The following is a 14,010-nucleotide window of genomic DNA, read 5'->3' as shown; positions in this document are numbered from 1 at the left end:
GACAAATGATTTGATGCGTCAAAGACTGGCGGATCGACCGCCCCGCGGTCAAGCGGCGAGAAAGTCGGCGATCGCCGCGCCCAGTTCGGGCCGCGTCACCGCGCTCATGTGATTGCCCGGCACCTCGACCAGCGTTGCGTTCGGCAGCGCGGCGGCAAGTTCGGCATGGCTGCCATTGTCGGCATCGTCGACGCCGGAGACGACCAGCGCCGGCTGGACGATCCGCGCCAGCGCCGCCGGCTCGGTATCGACAAAGGTGTCGAGGATGCGCAGCAGCGCCACGGGGTCGCCGCCGGTGGTCTTCAGGAACGCCTCCGCCATCCATTCCGGCGAGCCTCGCGCGAAGCTGCCCAGCCCGGTGAGCACGCGGCGGAAATGACCCGCACGCGCGCCGGTATCGACGACACCCGCAAGCCCCATGCCCGACAGGACGACGCGGCGCGGCGACGCCCCGCGCGCCATCATCCGGATGACGGTGCGTGCGCCGAGCGAATAGCCGCCGAGGTCATAATCACTGAGCCCGAGCGCCGCGATCAGCGCCTCGCCATCCATCGCCAGCGCATCGGGCGGATAGGCGGCCGGATCGTGCGGCCGCGCGCTGATGCCATGCGCACGCAGGTCGGGCATGATGACGCGGAATCCCCGCGACGCAATCGCTTCGGCGTGGCCGTATTTGATCCAGTTGGTCGCGGCGTCGGAGAAATAGCCATGGATCAGGACGACCGGACGCCCCTGCCCCAGCTCGGTCCAGCCAAGGTCGGCGCTGTCGAAACCCGCAAAACGGTTACTGGTCGTCGCTGCCATGCCGCCTTGCCTCAGCGCCCGATCAGGCCGGCGGTCTGCATCCGCCACAGCGCCAGATCGATGCGATCCTGGCCGAAAAACGGCTCTCCGTTGAACACCAGCGTCGGGACGCCCCAATGGCCCGCCGCCTCCAGCGCGGTCTGGTTGCCCGCAATCTCGGCCTCCAGCTGGTCGACCTCGGATGCGACCTCGCGCTCGAGTTCGGCAAGGTCGAGACCTGCGCGCGCCGCCGCCCCGGCCAGGTGATCGCCGGTATTCCAGCCATCGACGCCACCCCACACGATACGCCCGACCTCATCGGCAAAGTCGAGCCCGCGTCCCCGCCGCGCAGCTGCCTGACCCAGGCGGACGAGGCGGAAGATGTGCGGCTGCTCCTCCGCGACGCGCTTGGTCGCCATGTTCTGGACGACCGGATCGGGGCGCGGCGGCCCGAATGGAATGCCGTGGAACTGCGCGACGCGCACCACGTCGATCAGCGTGTAGCGCAGCCAGTTTGGGTGATTGCGCTCGAAAAAGTCGGGCTGGCGGATCGCCAGCGGATAGACCGGGCGTAGCGCGATCTCGAGGTCGTATTTCTCTACCAGCCGCCGATAGCGCGCGGTGGCGAGATAGCTGTAGGGGCTGCGAAACGACCAGTAGAGGTCGGCATGAAAGGTCATGCGGTCACGATCCTCGACGACATCCTCCCCGCCACCCGGCAACAGTGACCGCCAACGGTCCAGCCACGCAAAACCGTGATCGCCGGCGGCGAAACGATCTGGATGCGGTGCGGTGACATCCACGGATGATGTCACCTTGCTCGCAGCCGCTCAAGCCGCCTTTTTGAGATGCCTGCGCCCGAGCAGCTCGGCGATCTGGACGGCGTTCAACGCCGCGCCCTTGCGCAGATTGTCGCTGACGCACCACAGCGAAAGGCCGCTGTCGACGGTCGGATCCTCGCGCACGCGGCTGACATAGGTCGCATATTCGCCGACGCATTCGATCGGGGTCACGTAGCCGCCGTCCTCGCGCTTGTCGACCAGCATGACGCCGGGCGCCTCCCGAAGAATCCGCTGCGCCTGTTCGGCCGACAGCTCGTCCTCGAACTCGACGTTGATCGCTTCGGAATGGCCGACGAACACCGGCACGCGCACGCAGGTCGCGGTCACCTTGATCCGCGGATCGAGGATCTTCTTGGTCTCGACCACCATCTTCCATTCTTCCTTGGTCGATCCATCGTCGAGGAAGCTGTCGATGTGCGGAATCACGTTGAACGCGATCTGCTTGGTGAACTTCTTGGGCTCGGCCTGGTCGCCGACAAAGATGTTGCGCGACTGCTCGAACAGCTCGTCCATCCCCGCCTTGCCCGCGCCGGACACCGATTGATAGGTCGCCACCACGACCCGCTTGATCCGCGCGGCGTCGTGCAGCGGCTTCAGCGCCACGACCATCTGCGCGGTCGAGCAATTGGGGTTCGCGATGATGTTGCGCGCGGTGTAGCCGTCGATTGCCTCCGGGTTCACCTCGGGCACGATCAGCGGCACGTCGGGGTCCATGCGATAGAGCGACGAATTGTCGATCACGGTGCAGCCGGCCTCGGCAAAACGCGGCGCGTGGACTTTCGTCGCCTCGCTGCCGATCGCGAACAATGCCATGTCCCAACCGGCCGGATCGAAATGGTCGATATTCTGGACGCGGTACTGCTTGCCCGTTTCGCCATAGTCGACCATGTCGCCGGTCGAGCGTGACGAGGCCACCACCGCAAGCTCGTCGACGGGAAACTCCCGTTCCGCCAGGATATTGAGCATTTCGCGTCCGACATTGCCGGTCGCACCCGCCACGACGATGCGGTAACCCATGAAGCTTGTGTCCCGTTCTGTATGATCGATCGGCCGCATGACCGCCCGCGCCGTCATTTACGCATCCGGCGCCAGATTGAAAGGTGCGTCAGCTACCTTCACGCCGGGATCGCGTTTTTCGGATATTGCGCTTCTTGTCAAATGGGCGCCGAATTTCACGCGAATTGCTGTTTTGATTTCGTAGCGTATGCTACGCTGAATCCGGTGCGGCGATACGAGCACCGGGGGAAGACATGCACGCAGGAGCGGAGGCCTCCACACGGCATCATGGCCGCACCGGAGCGGCGGGCTACGACGCGGTGGGTTTTTCCGCACCGCCCGTCGCCGATCTGATCTTTCACGAGCGCAGCGGCATTTCGGCGATCCGCCATTTCGGGCTGCACGGCTCGGGCACCTGCCATGCGGCCAGCCACAAGCTGGACATCGCCACCTTGACGCTCGATCTCGGCGCCGTCGGCACCTGTGCAGCGACCATCGACGGACAACGCTACCGCAAGCCGTTCCGTCGAAACCAGTTCAGCTTTATCCCGGCCGGCCTGCCGCTTGAACTGGAGTTTCCGGCCGAGCACAGCTGCGTCGGGCTTTACGTGCCCGACCATCTGCTCGCCGCAACCGCAGGAGCAGCCGACCGCCTTGCCGAGCCGGTGCTGTGCGAGCCCGACGATCGTGCCGCCGATCTGTTCCGGATGCTCACCCGCGAGATCGCAGCCCCCGGCTTCGCCTCGGACCTTGCGCTCGACCGCCTGCTGGCGTCGCTGGTCCACATGGTGACCCGACAGCCGCGCGTCCGCCGCGGACAGCCGGACCGCCTCTACATCGCGCCGGCGGCGTTGCGCCGGGTTCGTGAGTATATCGACGCGTACCTCGCCCGGCCGCTCACCCTCAACGAACTGGCCGACGTGGCAGGGCTTTCGCCCTATTATTTCTGCCGGATGTTCAAGCTCGCCACCGGCTATTCGCCCTATCACTATGTCGCCTGGCAACGGCTGACGCGCGCCGCGCGCCTGTTGAGCGAGACGGCGACACCGCTCGAAGCGGTTGCCCAATCCTGCGGGTTCGCCAATGTCTCGCACTTCACGACCGCGTTCCGGCGCGAAATCGGCGTATCGCCCGGCCGATACCGCCGTGCGCACCGGGACATCTATTGAGCAACGTCAGGCCGCGTCGGCGGGCCGCGTCGTCCAGCCGAGGCGCGGGATCGCAATCGATCGCTTGCCCGACAGGTCGGTGCGGCACACGAACAGCTCGCGCCCCTCGATATAGGCGATCAGCCGTTTGACACGGCCGAGCGAGCTGGTGCCATAGACATGCGCGATATCGGCATCAGTCGGGCACGGCTCCCCGTCTCGGGCCGCGCGGGCGACGAGCAGGAACGGGCCGAGCATATCGTCGGGCAGCTCGCGCGCCGCATCGAAGGCGGGAGCCCAGTCGCCGTCGATGCCCTCGACAATCCCCGCACGCGCCGCCGACAGCCGGCGGGCGAATTGGGCGAGGTCGAGCGGGGGCTGAGCCAGCCCCAGCATCCGGCATCGGACCTGGAAATCCTGGAAAAGCACCGCCGCCGACCGGGTCGATGATCCCGCCTCATCGACGATGGCGCGCAGCACCTGCGCGACGACCGCTTCCGCCTCGGTCGCGCTCAATCCAGGCCGATCGACCGCAACATCGCGGGGCGTCGCCACGGGCGCGGCGATGTCGGCGATGACGCGTTCGACAGGCACCGGTGCCGGTGCTGGCGGCGGCGTAAACAGCGGCAGGTCGTCGGTCGCATCGAGCAGCAGCTCCTTCAGGTCGCCGCTCGGTACTTCGGGCAGCGGCATCAGCTTGGGGCTGCCGCTGCGCGCGGACGTCTCCACCGCGCCGATCGTGACCGCGACGGGACGCCGCGACACCGCCGGCCCGAGCGCCAGGAAGGTGCCGCGCGCCAGATCGCGGATTGCCTCGGCCTGCCGCCGCTCCATGCCCAGCAGGTCGGTGGCGCGCGCCATGTCGATGTCCAGGAAGGTCCGACCCATCAGGAAGTTGGACGCCTCCGCCGCGACATTCTTCGCCAGCTTGGCCAGCCGCTGCGTCGCGATCACGCCGGCAAGGCCACGCTTGCGCCCCCGGCACATCAGGTTGGTCATCGCCGACAGCGACGCGCGCCGCACGTCCTCGGCCACTTCGCCGCCACCGGCGGGCGCGAACAATTGCGCCTCGTCGACTACGACCAGTGCCGGATACCAATGCTCGCGCGGCGCATCGAATAGCGCGTTGAGGAACGCTGCGGCGCATTTCATCTGCCCCTCCGCCTCCAGCCCCTCAAGGCTGAGCACCACCGACGCGCGATGCTCGCGGATGCGGGTGGCAAAGCGGGCAACCTCACGCTCCGAATAGTCGCCCGTCTCGATCACGACATGACCATAGGCGTCCGACAGCGTGACGAAATCGCCCTCGGGGTCGATCACCACTTGCTGCACGCGGCCCGCGCTGCGTTCGAGCAGGCGGCGGAGCAGGTGCGACTTGCCCGACCCCGAATTGCCCTGGACGAGCAATCGCGTGGCAAGCAGTTCCTCAAGGTCTATCGCCACCGGCTTGCCCGTGACGTCGACCCCCATTTCCACCTGAACCGTCATGCCCGCGCTATTGCGGCTTCACGACCCGCCTGTCGAGGAAGTCGAGGATGGTTGTCCACAGATGTTCGCTCACCCCCGGCCCACCGACCCGGTGCGTCTGGCCGGGATACAGCATCAGCTCGAACGGCACCGCCCCGCCCTGAAGCTTTGACATCATCACGGTCGAATGCTCGAGCACGACATTGTCGTCCGCCATGCCGTGAATGAGCAGCAGCGGATCGCGGATCTTCAGCGCATCGGCCACCGTGTTCGACGTCGCATAGGCCTCCGGCACGCGGCGCGGGTCGCCCATGTAGCGTTCGGTATAATGGGTGTCGTACAGTTCCCACTTGCTGACCGGGGCACCGGCAATGCCGGCCGCATAGAGCCCGGGGTCCGCCTCCAGCATCTTGAGCGTCATATAGCCGCCATAGGACCAGCCATAGGTGACGATGCGGTCGGCATCCACGAACGCCTGCTGCTTCAGCCATTCGGCCCCGGCGCGTTGATCGGCGACCTCGACCGATCCCATCGCCTGGAACAAATGGTCCTCGAACGCCTTGCCGCGATTGGCCGCGCCGCGATTGTCGAGCTGGAACCAGATATAGCCGCGGTCGACCAGATATTGCTGGAGCGCGCCCGCCCATTGCCGGCTGACCGTCTGGGCATGCGGGCCGCCATAATGCTGGAAGAACACCGGATATTTACGGCCCGGCTCCAGCTTTGGCGTGATCATCTCCCAATGCAGCACGGTGCCGTCGGCGGCCTTGATCGTCCCGAACTTCTTGGGCTCGTGGCTCGCCATGAACGGCGCGTAGGGATGATCGCCCGCAACCTTGTTCTCGTTGACCCAGCTGGTACGTCGGCCCGTCGCATCCGCCAGATAGACCTGCGGCGGCTGATCCGGACTGGAGCGCGTGACGATCATCCGGCTGGCGTCGCGATTCGCGGTCGCACCGTGCCACCAGCCCGGCTCGGACAAGCGGGTCACGGCACCCGGCTTCGCCAGGTCGACGGCGTAAAGATGACGCTCGAGCACGCCGTCCTTGTTGCCGAGGAAGGTGATCCGGCCCTTGGCCTCGTCAACGCCGACGATCCCGGCGACTTCCCAATCGCCCTTGGTCAGCTGGGTCCAGCGCCCGCCTTTCCAGCGATAGAGGTGGCCATGGCCATCACGCTCCGACCACCAGATCAGCGACCCGTCGCGCATCGGCCGCAGCGCGTAGTGGAGGTTGATCCAGCTTCGCTCGCCCGCGCGCTCGGTGAACAGCAGCTTCGACGCGCCGGTTGCGGGATCGACCTGCAAAAGGTCGAGCGTGCGCTGGTCGCGGCTCTGGCGCTGGACGAGCAGCGCGCGGCCGTCAGGCGTCCAGTCCACACGCGCCAGATAGATGTCGGGGTCGGTGCCCAGATCGACCTTGACCCGTCCCGATCCGTCCGGCGCCATGACATAGAGTTCGACCCGGGCGTTGTCCGTCCCCGCCCTGGGGTAACGCTGGTCATAGACGCGCGTACCTTCGGCACCGATGGCCGCGCGGCTGACGATCCCGACCGTCGCTTCGTCGAAGCGTTGGACTGCGATCCGGGTGTCGTCGGGCGACCACCAATAGCCGTCCGAACGGTCCATCTCCTCCTGCGCGACAAACTCTGCCTCGCCCCAATGCACCGTGCCCGTGCCGTCGGGGGTGATGCGGCGCGCGTCGCCGCCCGCGATCGGCTGGACGTACAGATTCTGGTCGCGCACGAAGCTCAAATAGCGCCCCGCCGGGCTGATTGCGGGATTGAGCTCGCCAGCAGCGCTCTCGGTCAGGCGGCGCACCTGCCCGTCGAGCGTGGCGAGAAACAGGTCGCCGTCGAGCGGCACCAGGATCGCCGATCCATCGGGCGTCCAGTCATAGGCGATGATGCCCCGCGTGCCGCCGATGCGCGCGCGCTCGCGCTGCATCTTCTCGGCTTCGGACAGCTCCGCACCGGTGCCGATCTTCCGGCTGTCGACCAGCATGCGCCATTCGCCCGTTGCGGTATCCATCGCCCACAGGTCGAACCGCTCGCGTTCGTCGGCCCGGTTGCGCAGCAGCGTCAACAGCTTGCCGTCCGGGGACAGCTTCAACTGGCGCGGCGTCGTTCCCGACAGATCGGGGCTGGCGAACACCCGCTGCAGCGTCAGGTCGCCGGCACGGGCAGCGGCTGCGTTCGCCTGCGGCGTCTGGGCATCAGCATCCATGGTGATCAGCATTCCCGCACTCAACAGAGAGGCGACGAGCCCCGATTTCACGAACAGGGCCGTAGCCGCCCATTTCGACATCCTCATTCTCTCCGCTAAAGGCACCCCGACGAACGCGAGGGCTGGCGCGACCGTTATTGCGGCTCGGCTGCGCGCGGTAAAGGGCTGCCGGCGGGCGGGGATGTCGTGAAACCGATGCGTCCGGACGCAAAACGGGCGTGGAAGCGGATGCTTCCACGCCCGTAAGATCGTCGCGAAGTCGCCGAATTATTCGGCGGCTTCGGTCTTGGCGGGGCGCATGTCGCGGCGCTCGGCGATGCGCGCCGACTTGCCGGTGCGGCCGCGCAGATAATAGAGCTTCGCACGCCGCACGACGCCGCGGCGCACGACCTCGATCGACTCGACGTTGGGCGAATAGAGCGGAAAGACGCGCTCGACGCCCTCGCCGAACGAAATCTTGCGGACGGTGAAGTTGCTGCCCATGCCCTTGTTCGAGCGCGCGATGCACACGCCTTCGAAATTCTGGACGCGGGTACGCTCGCCTTCGACCACCTTCACGCCGACCTTCAGCGTATCGCCGGGGCGGAATTCGGGGATCTTCTTGGCGGCGGTGAACTTGGCAATCTGTTCCGCCTCGATCGTCTGAATGAGGTTCATGTCGTCTCGTCCTGTTCTCGTCGCTGCGCGCCAGAGGGAGTACCGACCCGAACGCCGTCATGGCGCTCCCAAAGGTCCGGCCTCCTTAGCCGTGTATCGGCCGCTGCCTGTTGCTTGCGCCAGGCCGCGATCCTCGCATGATCCCCCGATCGCAGCACTTCGGGGATCGTGCGCCCTTCCCATTCGACAGGTCGGGTATATTGCGGATATTCGAGCAGCCCCGTTTCGAAGCTCTCGTCCTCCCCGCTCAAGGTCGCGCCCATTACGCCGGGAATCAGGCGAATGCAAGCATCGAGCAGCACCAAAGCCGCCATCTCGCCGCCGGACAGCACATAGTCGCCGATCGACACCTGTTCGATCGGGCGCGCGTCGAACAGTCGCTCGTCAAACCCCTCGAACCGGCCGCACAGGATCGACACGCCCGGACCCGCCGCCAGTTCGCGCACCCGCGCCTGGGTCAGCGGCCGGCCGCGCGGCGTCATCGCCAGCATCGGCCGGTCATAGCCGACCGCATCGCACGCCGCCGCCAGCACGTCCGCCTTCAGCACCATGCCCGCACCGCCGCCCGCCGGGGTGTCATCGACCGTGCGGTGCTTGTCGGTGGCGAAGTTGCGGAAGTTGCGGGCATCGCACGACCAGAGTCCTTCCGCCAGCGCCCGCCCCGCCAGCGAATGGCCGAGCGGGCCCGGAAACATGTCCGGGTAGAGGGTGAGGATGGTCGCGGCGAAGGTCACACGATTGTCCAGTTCTCAAGCCGCAGTCCCGGGACGTCCGCGAAGTCGGCTTCGTTGTTGGTAACGATCGTCGCGCCGAGGCTCAGCGCGTGCGCGGCGAGCAGGCGGTCGAAACGGGCGCGCTTAAAGGGCAAACGGGCATAAGCGTGGGCCGCTACCTCGTCAAAAGACAGGATCGGCACAACCCTGATGAAGGCGGAAAGAACCTCAGGACTTGGCGGCTTGCCGACATAGCTTCCCACCGCGATCTCGGCAAAGCTGATGACGGAAATGGCGACGTCGCCCGGATAACAATCGGCCAACCTCTGATTCAAAGCTGAGTGCCGCTCCGCCATCGCGTAGATGGCGGAGTCAGCATCAATGAGATACTTGGTCACTTCTCAGTTGCGGCCAATCGGCGCGCGATGGCACTCGGCCGCTCGTCAAAATCGCCATGCGGTATGAGTCTTGCACCGGGTGCTTTTCCCGCGAAACCGCTGATGTCGATCTTGCGCCTCGGCGCATCGACCGGCTCCACCCGAAATGTCATCGGTGCCTCCTTGACCACGCGCACCTCAGTACCTTCCGGAATGCCGAGTCCCTTGGGCAGGCGCAGCGCGACCGAGTTGCCCGACTTGAAGGTCTTGCCCGCCCACTCCGCACGTTCCTCGCTCATCGCCGCCTCCGTATATACGGTATGTATATACTATTCGACAAAGCGCGCGTCAATCACGAGCCTTGCGTCGTCCCATTCGGGCACCGCCGCGGGCGTCATCGGCACCATGAAGCGCCGGCCGTCGGGACGTTCGATTTCGAGCACATCACCTGCGCCGAAATTGTCGATCGCGGCGACCGTGCCGACGGATTCGCCGGCATGGTCGACCACCGGCAGGCCGAGCAGATCGACATGGTAATATTCGCCCTCGCCGAGCGGGGGCAGCGCCGATCGCGGCACCGTCAGCTCGGTCCCCCGCAGCGCCTCGGCAGCATTGCGGTCCGTGACCTCGGCGAAACGGGCAATGGCACCATTCGAGCCAGGACGCAGTGATTTCAGCGTCAAGGTGCCGGCGTTGAAAGCGCCGAAGGTCTCGAGCCGTTCGGCGAAGACCTTCAGGCGAACCTCGCCCGTCACGCCGTGCGCGCCGATGACGACGGCAAGCGTGACGGGGCGGTCGGACGGCAAGGCGATCAGCCCTCGGCCTGTTCCCCGGCAGCTTCGGCAGCCGGGGTCTCTTCGGCGGCGGGAGCTTCTTCGGCGGCGGCTTCCTCAGCGGGTGCCGCTTCCTCGACTGCGGGTGCGGCAGCCGCTGCTGCCGCCGCTTCTTCAGCCGCCTTCAGCTTCTCCGCCCGCTCTTCGGCGCGCTCGGTGGCCTTTTCACCCGGCTTGCCCTTGTTCGGGTTGTTGCGCGCGGGACGCTCCTTGATCCCGGCGGCGTCGAGGAAGCGCGCGACGCGATCGGTCGGCTGCGCGCCCATCTTGAGCCAGTGCGCGGCGCGATCGTTGTCGAGCTTGATGCGATCGGGCGAATCCTTGGCGAGCAGCGGATTATAGGTGCCGATCTTTTCGATGAACTTGCCGTCGCGCGGGGCGCGCGAATCCGCAACCACGATCCGGTAATAAGGCCGCTTCTTCGATCCGCCGCGCGACAGACGCATGCTGGTTGCCATTTGATCTTTCTTCCTTCTGCAATTCGTCACCCCGGCGAAGGCCGGGGTCTCGTGGTGGTCATGGGTTGCCGTTGCCGCACGAGACCCCAGCCTTCGCTGGGGTGACGGCAACGGCAGGTTAAGTCACTTCTTCTTCAACAAATTCTCGAACCCGGGCGGCAGGTTGGGCATGTTGCCCCCCGGCCCGCCAAGGCCAGGCAGGCCCGCGCCCGCCTTGCCCATCATGTCACCCAGCTGCGGACCGCCCAGCGCATTGCCGATGCCGCCCATGCCGCCGCCGGGCCCGCCCTTGCCGAGCATCGCCAGCATCCCCTTGATCCCGCCCATCTTCTTGATCTTCTTCATGGCGGTGGACATTTCCTGGTGCATCTTGAGCAGCCGGTTGACGTCTTGCACGGTGGTGCCCGACCCCTTGGCGACGCGGATCTTGCGCTTGGCGTTGAGCAGTTCGGGCTTGGCCCGCTCCTTGGGCGTCATCGAGGTGATCATTGCGTCCATGCGAAGCAGGATCTTCTCATCCACCGCGCCCGACGCCATGGCCTGTTGCGCCTTCTTCATGCCGGGCATCATGCCGGCCAGCGCGCCAAGGCCGCCCATGCGGCGCATCTGCTGCAACTGGCTGCGCAGGTCGTTCATGTCGAACTGGCCCTTGGCGAGCCGCTGCGCCATTTTCTCGGCATCTTCGACCTGAATCGCTTCGGCGGCGCGCTCGACCAGCGAGACGACGTCGCCCATGCCCAAGATGCGGCCCGCAACGCGCTTGGGATGAAACGCCTCGATCTGGTCGAGCTTCTCGCCCATGCCGGCGAACTTGATCGGCTTGCCGGTGACCGAGCGCATCGACAGCGCCGCGCCGCCGCGCGCATCGCCGTCCATCCGGGTCAGGATCACACCGGTCAGCGGCACCTGTTCGGAAAAGTTCTTCGCGACGTTGACCGCGTCCTGGCCGGTCAGCGAGTCGACGACGAGCAGGATTTCATCGGGCCGGCTGATGTCGGCGACCGCCTTCATCTCGTCCATCAACGCCTGGTCGACGTGCAGTCGCCCGGCGGTGTCGAGCATCAGTACGTCATAGCCCTGAAGCTTTGCCGCCTGCAGCGCGCGCCTGGCGATATCGACCGGCTGCTGGCCGGGAACGATCGGCAAAGTCGCGACCTCGGTCTGCTGGCCGAGCACCGCGAGCTGTTCCTGCGCGGCCGGGCGATTGACGTCGAGCGACGCCATCAACACCTTCTTGCGCTCCTTGCCCGACAGCAGCTTGGCGAGCTTGGCGGTCGTCGTCGTCTTGCCCGACCCCTGAAGGCCGACGAGCATGATGACGGCAGGCGGGGTGACGCCGATCTCGAGTTCCGCCGTGTCCGGCCCGAGCATGTCGACCAGGGCGTCATGGACGATCTTGACGACCTGCTGCCCGGGCGTGACCGACCGCAGCACCTGCTGGCCGACGGCCTGCTCGGTCGCCTTGTCGACGAATTCGCGCGCGACCGGCAAAGCGACATCGGCTTCGAGCAACGCGATCCGCACCTCGCGCATTGCGGCGCGCACGTCCGCCTCGGTCAGGGCACCGCGGCCCTTCAACCGATCGAAGACGCTGCCAAGCCGGTCGCTCAGACTGTCGAACATGCCAACTCCACTTCCGTCGATCCCAAACGCAAAATGAGCCGGCGAACGAAACCTCGTCGGCCGGCCTCATCCCCGCTGGGGACGTCGATATCGCATTCCATCGGGACTGCTTGGCGCGGCACATAGCCGCAGGGCGCGGATTCCGCAAGCCGGCACCGGTTTAACCTGATCTATACCTGCCGCGCCGATAGCTTGGCCGTTCCGCCACGGAGAAGCATGAATGCGTTCGCAGCAGGTTCCGACAGCCCACCGGCGATCATCGCAGCGCGACACGACGCGCATCGCCATTTCGGTCGCGTCGATCCTGTTGTTCGTCGGGATCGCCAGCACCGTGCTGGCCCAGATCGCCTCGGCCTATTTCGGCAACGCCGCGCAACCCGACCGGGTGATGACCGTGGCGCTGATCCTGAACGTCGCGCTCATCCTGTTCGGATGGCGTCGCAACGGCGGTTCGCGCAGCCTGTCGCCGCTGGCGGGCATCAGTGCCGAACGCGCCGCGCTGCTGGTGGCGCAGGACATGCTCACCGGATTCCTGAACCGCCGCAGCTTCGTGGAGGATGCGACGGTGATGTTCGTGCGCGCCCAGAAGCAGCACAAGGCGGTCGCGATGGTCATCGTCGACCTGGACGGGTTCAAGCATGTCAACGACATGCACGGGCATCAGATCGGCGACGCGTTGCTGCGCCGCATCGCCACCGAAATCTCCGACATCGCACCGTCGGGCGCGTTGCTGGCGCGATTTGCCGGCGACGAATTCGGCTGCGCCTTCGTCTTCGACCCGTCGCATCACGATCCGGTCGAACGCTTTGCCGACCGGCTGCTGACCCGGATCAGCCAGCCGATCGATGCGGACGGCGTCATCTGTCACGTCGGCGCGTCGGCGGGCATGGCGCGATCCGACTTCGACTCCGCCTCGGTCGATTCGCTGATCCGCGCCGCGGACATCGCCATGGCCAGTGCGAAGCGCGCGGGTGGCGGGCGCGCGACGTGGTTCGACCGGTCGATGGAGCGCGAGCTGAAGATCCGCAACGAGCTGGAAAACGGTCTGCGCTCGGCGATCCCGGCACAGGAGATCGTGCCCTATTTCGAACCGCAGGTGGAGCTCGAAACCGGCAAGCTGATCGGCTTCGAGGTGCTCGCGCGGTGGGAGCACGCGACGCAGGGCGTGATCGGCCCCGACCGTTTCATCTCGATCGCCGAGGATTCGGGCCTGATCAACGACCTGTCGCTGTCGGTGATGCGCCAGGCGTTCGGCATCGCGCGCGACTGGGACCCGGCGCTCGTCTTGTCGATCAACATCTCGCCCTGGCAGCTGCGCGACGCGTGGCTGGCGCAGAAGATCATCAAGAGCCTGACCGAAAGCGGTTTCCCCGCCAGCCGGCTGGAGATCGAGGTCACCGAAAGCGCGTTGTTCGACAATCTGGCGCTCGCCCAGTCGATCATCGGCAGTCTGAAGAACCAGGGCATCCGCATCGCGCTCGACGATTTCGGCACGGGCTATTCGTCGCTCGCACATCTGCGCGCGCTGCCATTCGACCGGATCAAGATCGACCGCAGCTTCGTCAGCTCGATCATCGAGAATCCGGATTCGGCCGCGATCGTCAATGCGATCGTCCGGCTGGGCGAAAGCCTGAACCTGCCGGTCACCGCGGAGGGGATCGAGAACGAGGCGATCGCCGACCGCCTGCGTGCGATCGGCTGCGCCAAGGGCCAGGGCTGGCATTATGGCAAGCCGCTGGGCGCGGCGGGCGTGCGCCGCATGCTGGCCGAGCGCCGGCTGCTGCTCGGGTCGAGCCGCGGCGGCGACGATGCCGGCGAACTCGGCGAGCACCGCCTGGCGGGCTGATCGCGCCGCTGGCGTCCGGACCGGGACATCCGCGCCCGGCGGC

Annotated in this window: 15 protein-coding genes; 3 read left to right on the top strand and 12 right to left on the bottom strand. The window is 66.4% G+C overall.

Annotated features, from left to right (window positions below; all coding sequences use genetic code 11):
- Positions 1 to 48: 48 nt before the first annotated feature.
- From AX676_RS09570 to AX676_RS09560, 3 genes are all read right to left on the bottom strand, one after another.
- Positions 49 to 804 carry an alpha/beta fold hydrolase gene (locus AX676_RS09570; protein ID WP_066479591.1) on the bottom strand — a complete coding sequence of 252 codons (756 nt, stop codon included), beginning with the start codon at positions 802 to 804 and terminating at the stop codon, positions 49 to 51.
- 11 nt (positions 805 to 815) lie between these two features.
- Positions 816 to 1,463 carry a 2-hydroxychromene-2-carboxylate isomerase gene (locus tag AX676_RS09565; RefSeq protein ID WP_066480121.1) on the bottom strand — a complete coding sequence of 216 codons (648 nt, stop codon included), beginning with the start codon at positions 1,461 to 1,463 and terminating at the stop codon, positions 816 to 818.
- A 150-nt stretch (positions 1,464 to 1,613) separates the two neighbouring features.
- Complete coding sequence (locus tag AX676_RS09560; protein WP_066480122.1) at positions 1,614 to 2,642, bottom strand: aspartate-semialdehyde dehydrogenase; 1,029 nt, start codon at positions 2,640 to 2,642, stop codon at positions 1,614 to 1,616.
- Positions 2,643 to 2,679: 37 nt separating this feature from the next.
- On the opposite strand from AX676_RS09560, the gene AX676_RS17790 reads away from it, so the two are divergent.
- The gene (locus AX676_RS17790; RefSeq protein ID WP_156437726.1) at positions 2,680 to 2,826 is read left to right on the top strand and encodes a hypothetical protein; all 147 of its coding nucleotides are present in this window, start codon (positions 2,680 to 2,682) and stop codon (positions 2,824 to 2,826) included.
- Positions 2,827 to 2,875: 49 nt separating this feature from the next.
- Complete coding sequence (locus tag AX676_RS09555) at positions 2,876 to 3,790, top strand: helix-turn-helix domain-containing protein (protein WP_066644463.1); 915 nt, start codon at positions 2,876 to 2,878, stop codon at positions 3,788 to 3,790.
- A gap of 6 nt (positions 3,791 to 3,796) precedes the next feature.
- On the opposite strand, the gene AX676_RS09550 is transcribed toward AX676_RS09555, so the two are convergent.
- The 9 genes from AX676_RS09550 to ffh all read right to left on the bottom strand — a co-directional run bounded on the left by AX676_RS09550 (position 3,797) and on the right by ffh (position 12,121).
- Complete coding sequence (locus tag AX676_RS09550) at positions 3,797 to 5,257, bottom strand: ATP-binding protein (protein WP_066479596.1); 1,461 nt, start codon at positions 5,255 to 5,257, stop codon at positions 3,797 to 3,799.
- A gap of 7 nt (positions 5,258 to 5,264) precedes the next feature.
- Positions 5,265 to 7,472: a S9 family peptidase gene (locus AX676_RS09545; protein ID WP_156437727.1), complete on the bottom strand. Its 2,208-nt coding sequence runs from the start codon at positions 7,470 to 7,472 to the stop codon at positions 5,265 to 5,267.
- A 255-nt stretch (positions 7,473 to 7,727) separates the two neighbouring features.
- The gene (gene rplS, locus AX676_RS09540; RefSeq protein ID WP_066479600.1) at positions 7,728 to 8,117 is read right to left on the bottom strand and encodes a 50S ribosomal protein L19; all 390 of its coding nucleotides are present in this window, start codon (positions 8,115 to 8,117) and stop codon (positions 7,728 to 7,730) included.
- Positions 8,114 to 8,851: a tRNA (guanosine(37)-N1)-methyltransferase TrmD gene (gene trmD / locus AX676_RS09535; RefSeq protein ID WP_066479602.1), complete on the bottom strand. Its 738-nt coding sequence runs from the start codon at positions 8,849 to 8,851 to the stop codon at positions 8,114 to 8,116. The genes rplS and trmD overlap by 4 nt, the downstream gene beginning before the upstream one ends.
- A complete protein-coding gene (locus AX676_RS09530) occupies positions 8,848 to 9,228 on the bottom strand; it encodes a type II toxin-antitoxin system VapC family toxin (protein WP_082730953.1) in 381 nt (126 codons plus the stop codon). Before AX676_RS09530 ends, trmD begins: the two co-directional genes overlap by 4 nt.
- Positions 9,225 to 9,506: an AbrB/MazE/SpoVT family DNA-binding domain-containing protein gene (locus AX676_RS09525; protein WP_066479607.1), complete on the bottom strand. Its 282-nt coding sequence runs from the start codon at positions 9,504 to 9,506 to the stop codon at positions 9,225 to 9,227. Before AX676_RS09525 ends, AX676_RS09530 begins: the two co-directional genes overlap by 4 nt.
- 30 nt (positions 9,507 to 9,536) lie before the next feature.
- Positions 9,537 to 10,013 (bottom strand): ribosome maturation factor RimM, encoded by a 477-nt coding sequence (gene rimM, locus AX676_RS09520; RefSeq protein WP_066479609.1) that lies wholly within the window; start codon positions 10,011 to 10,013, stop codon positions 9,537 to 9,539.
- A gap of 5 nt (positions 10,014 to 10,018) precedes the next feature.
- Positions 10,019 to 10,498, bottom strand: coding sequence for a 30S ribosomal protein S16 (gene rpsP, locus AX676_RS09515; protein WP_066479612.1), 480 nt, complete (start codon positions 10,496 to 10,498; stop codon positions 10,019 to 10,021).
- A gap of 123 nt (positions 10,499 to 10,621) precedes the next feature.
- The gene (gene ffh, locus AX676_RS09510) at positions 10,622 to 12,121 is read right to left on the bottom strand and encodes a signal recognition particle protein (protein ID WP_066479614.1); all 1,500 of its coding nucleotides are present in this window, start codon (positions 12,119 to 12,121) and stop codon (positions 10,622 to 10,624) included.
- A gap of 220 nt (positions 12,122 to 12,341) precedes the next feature.
- Here ffh and AX676_RS09505 point away from each other — a divergent pair, with 220 nt between their 5' ends.
- Positions 12,342 to 13,967 (top strand): putative bifunctional diguanylate cyclase/phosphodiesterase, encoded by a 1,626-nt coding sequence (locus AX676_RS09505; protein WP_066479616.1) that lies wholly within the window; start codon positions 12,342 to 12,344, stop codon positions 13,965 to 13,967.
- Positions 13,968 to 14,010: the final 43 nt, after the last annotated feature.

The organism is Sphingomonas sp. CCH21-G11, from assembly GCF_001555965.1.
Lineage (GTDB): Bacteria > Pseudomonadota > Alphaproteobacteria > Sphingomonadales > Sphingomonadaceae > Sphingomonas.
This window is presented reverse-complemented; position numbering and strand designations above follow the sequence as displayed.

Excerpts from the sequence above, each read along its gene's own strand:
- AX676_RS09570 (WP_066479591.1), bottom strand. The coding sequence starts at position 804 with ATGGCAGCGACGACCAGTAACCGTTTTGCGGGTTTCGACAGCGCCGAC.
- AX676_RS09565 (WP_066480121.1), bottom strand. The coding sequence starts at position 1,463 with ATGACCTTTCATGCCGACCTCTACTGGTCGTTTCGCAGCCCCTACAGC.
- AX676_RS09560 (WP_066480122.1), bottom strand. The coding sequence starts at position 2,642 with ATGGGTTACCGCATCGTCGTGGCGGGTGCGACCGGCAATGTCGGACGC.
- AX676_RS17790 (WP_156437726.1), top strand. The coding sequence starts at position 2,680 with ATGACCGCCCGCGCCGTCATTTACGCATCCGGCGCCAGATTGAAAGGT.
- AX676_RS09555 (WP_066644463.1), top strand. The coding sequence starts at position 2,876 with ATGCACGCAGGAGCGGAGGCCTCCACACGGCATCATGGCCGCACCGGA.
- AX676_RS09550 (WP_066479596.1), bottom strand. The coding sequence starts at position 5,257 with ATGACGGTTCAGGTGGAAATGGGGGTCGACGTCACGGGCAAGCCGGTG.
- AX676_RS09545 (WP_156437727.1), bottom strand. The coding sequence starts at position 7,472 with ATGCTGATCACCATGGATGCTGATGCCCAGACGCCGCAGGCGAACGCA.
- rplS (WP_066479600.1), bottom strand. The coding sequence starts at position 8,117 with ATGAACCTCATTCAGACGATCGAGGCGGAACAGATTGCCAAGTTCACC.
- AX676_RS09525 (WP_066479607.1), bottom strand. The coding sequence starts at position 9,506 with ATGAGCGAGGAACGTGCGGAGTGGGCGGGCAAGACCTTCAAGTCGGGC.
- rpsP (WP_066479612.1), bottom strand. The coding sequence starts at position 10,498 with ATGGCAACCAGCATGCGTCTGTCGCGCGGCGGATCGAAGAAGCGGCCT.
- ffh (WP_066479614.1), bottom strand. The coding sequence starts at position 12,121 with ATGTTCGACAGTCTGAGCGACCGGCTTGGCAGCGTCTTCGATCGGTTG.
- AX676_RS09505 (WP_066479616.1), top strand. The coding sequence starts at position 12,342 with ATGCGTTCGCAGCAGGTTCCGACAGCCCACCGGCGATCATCGCAGCGC.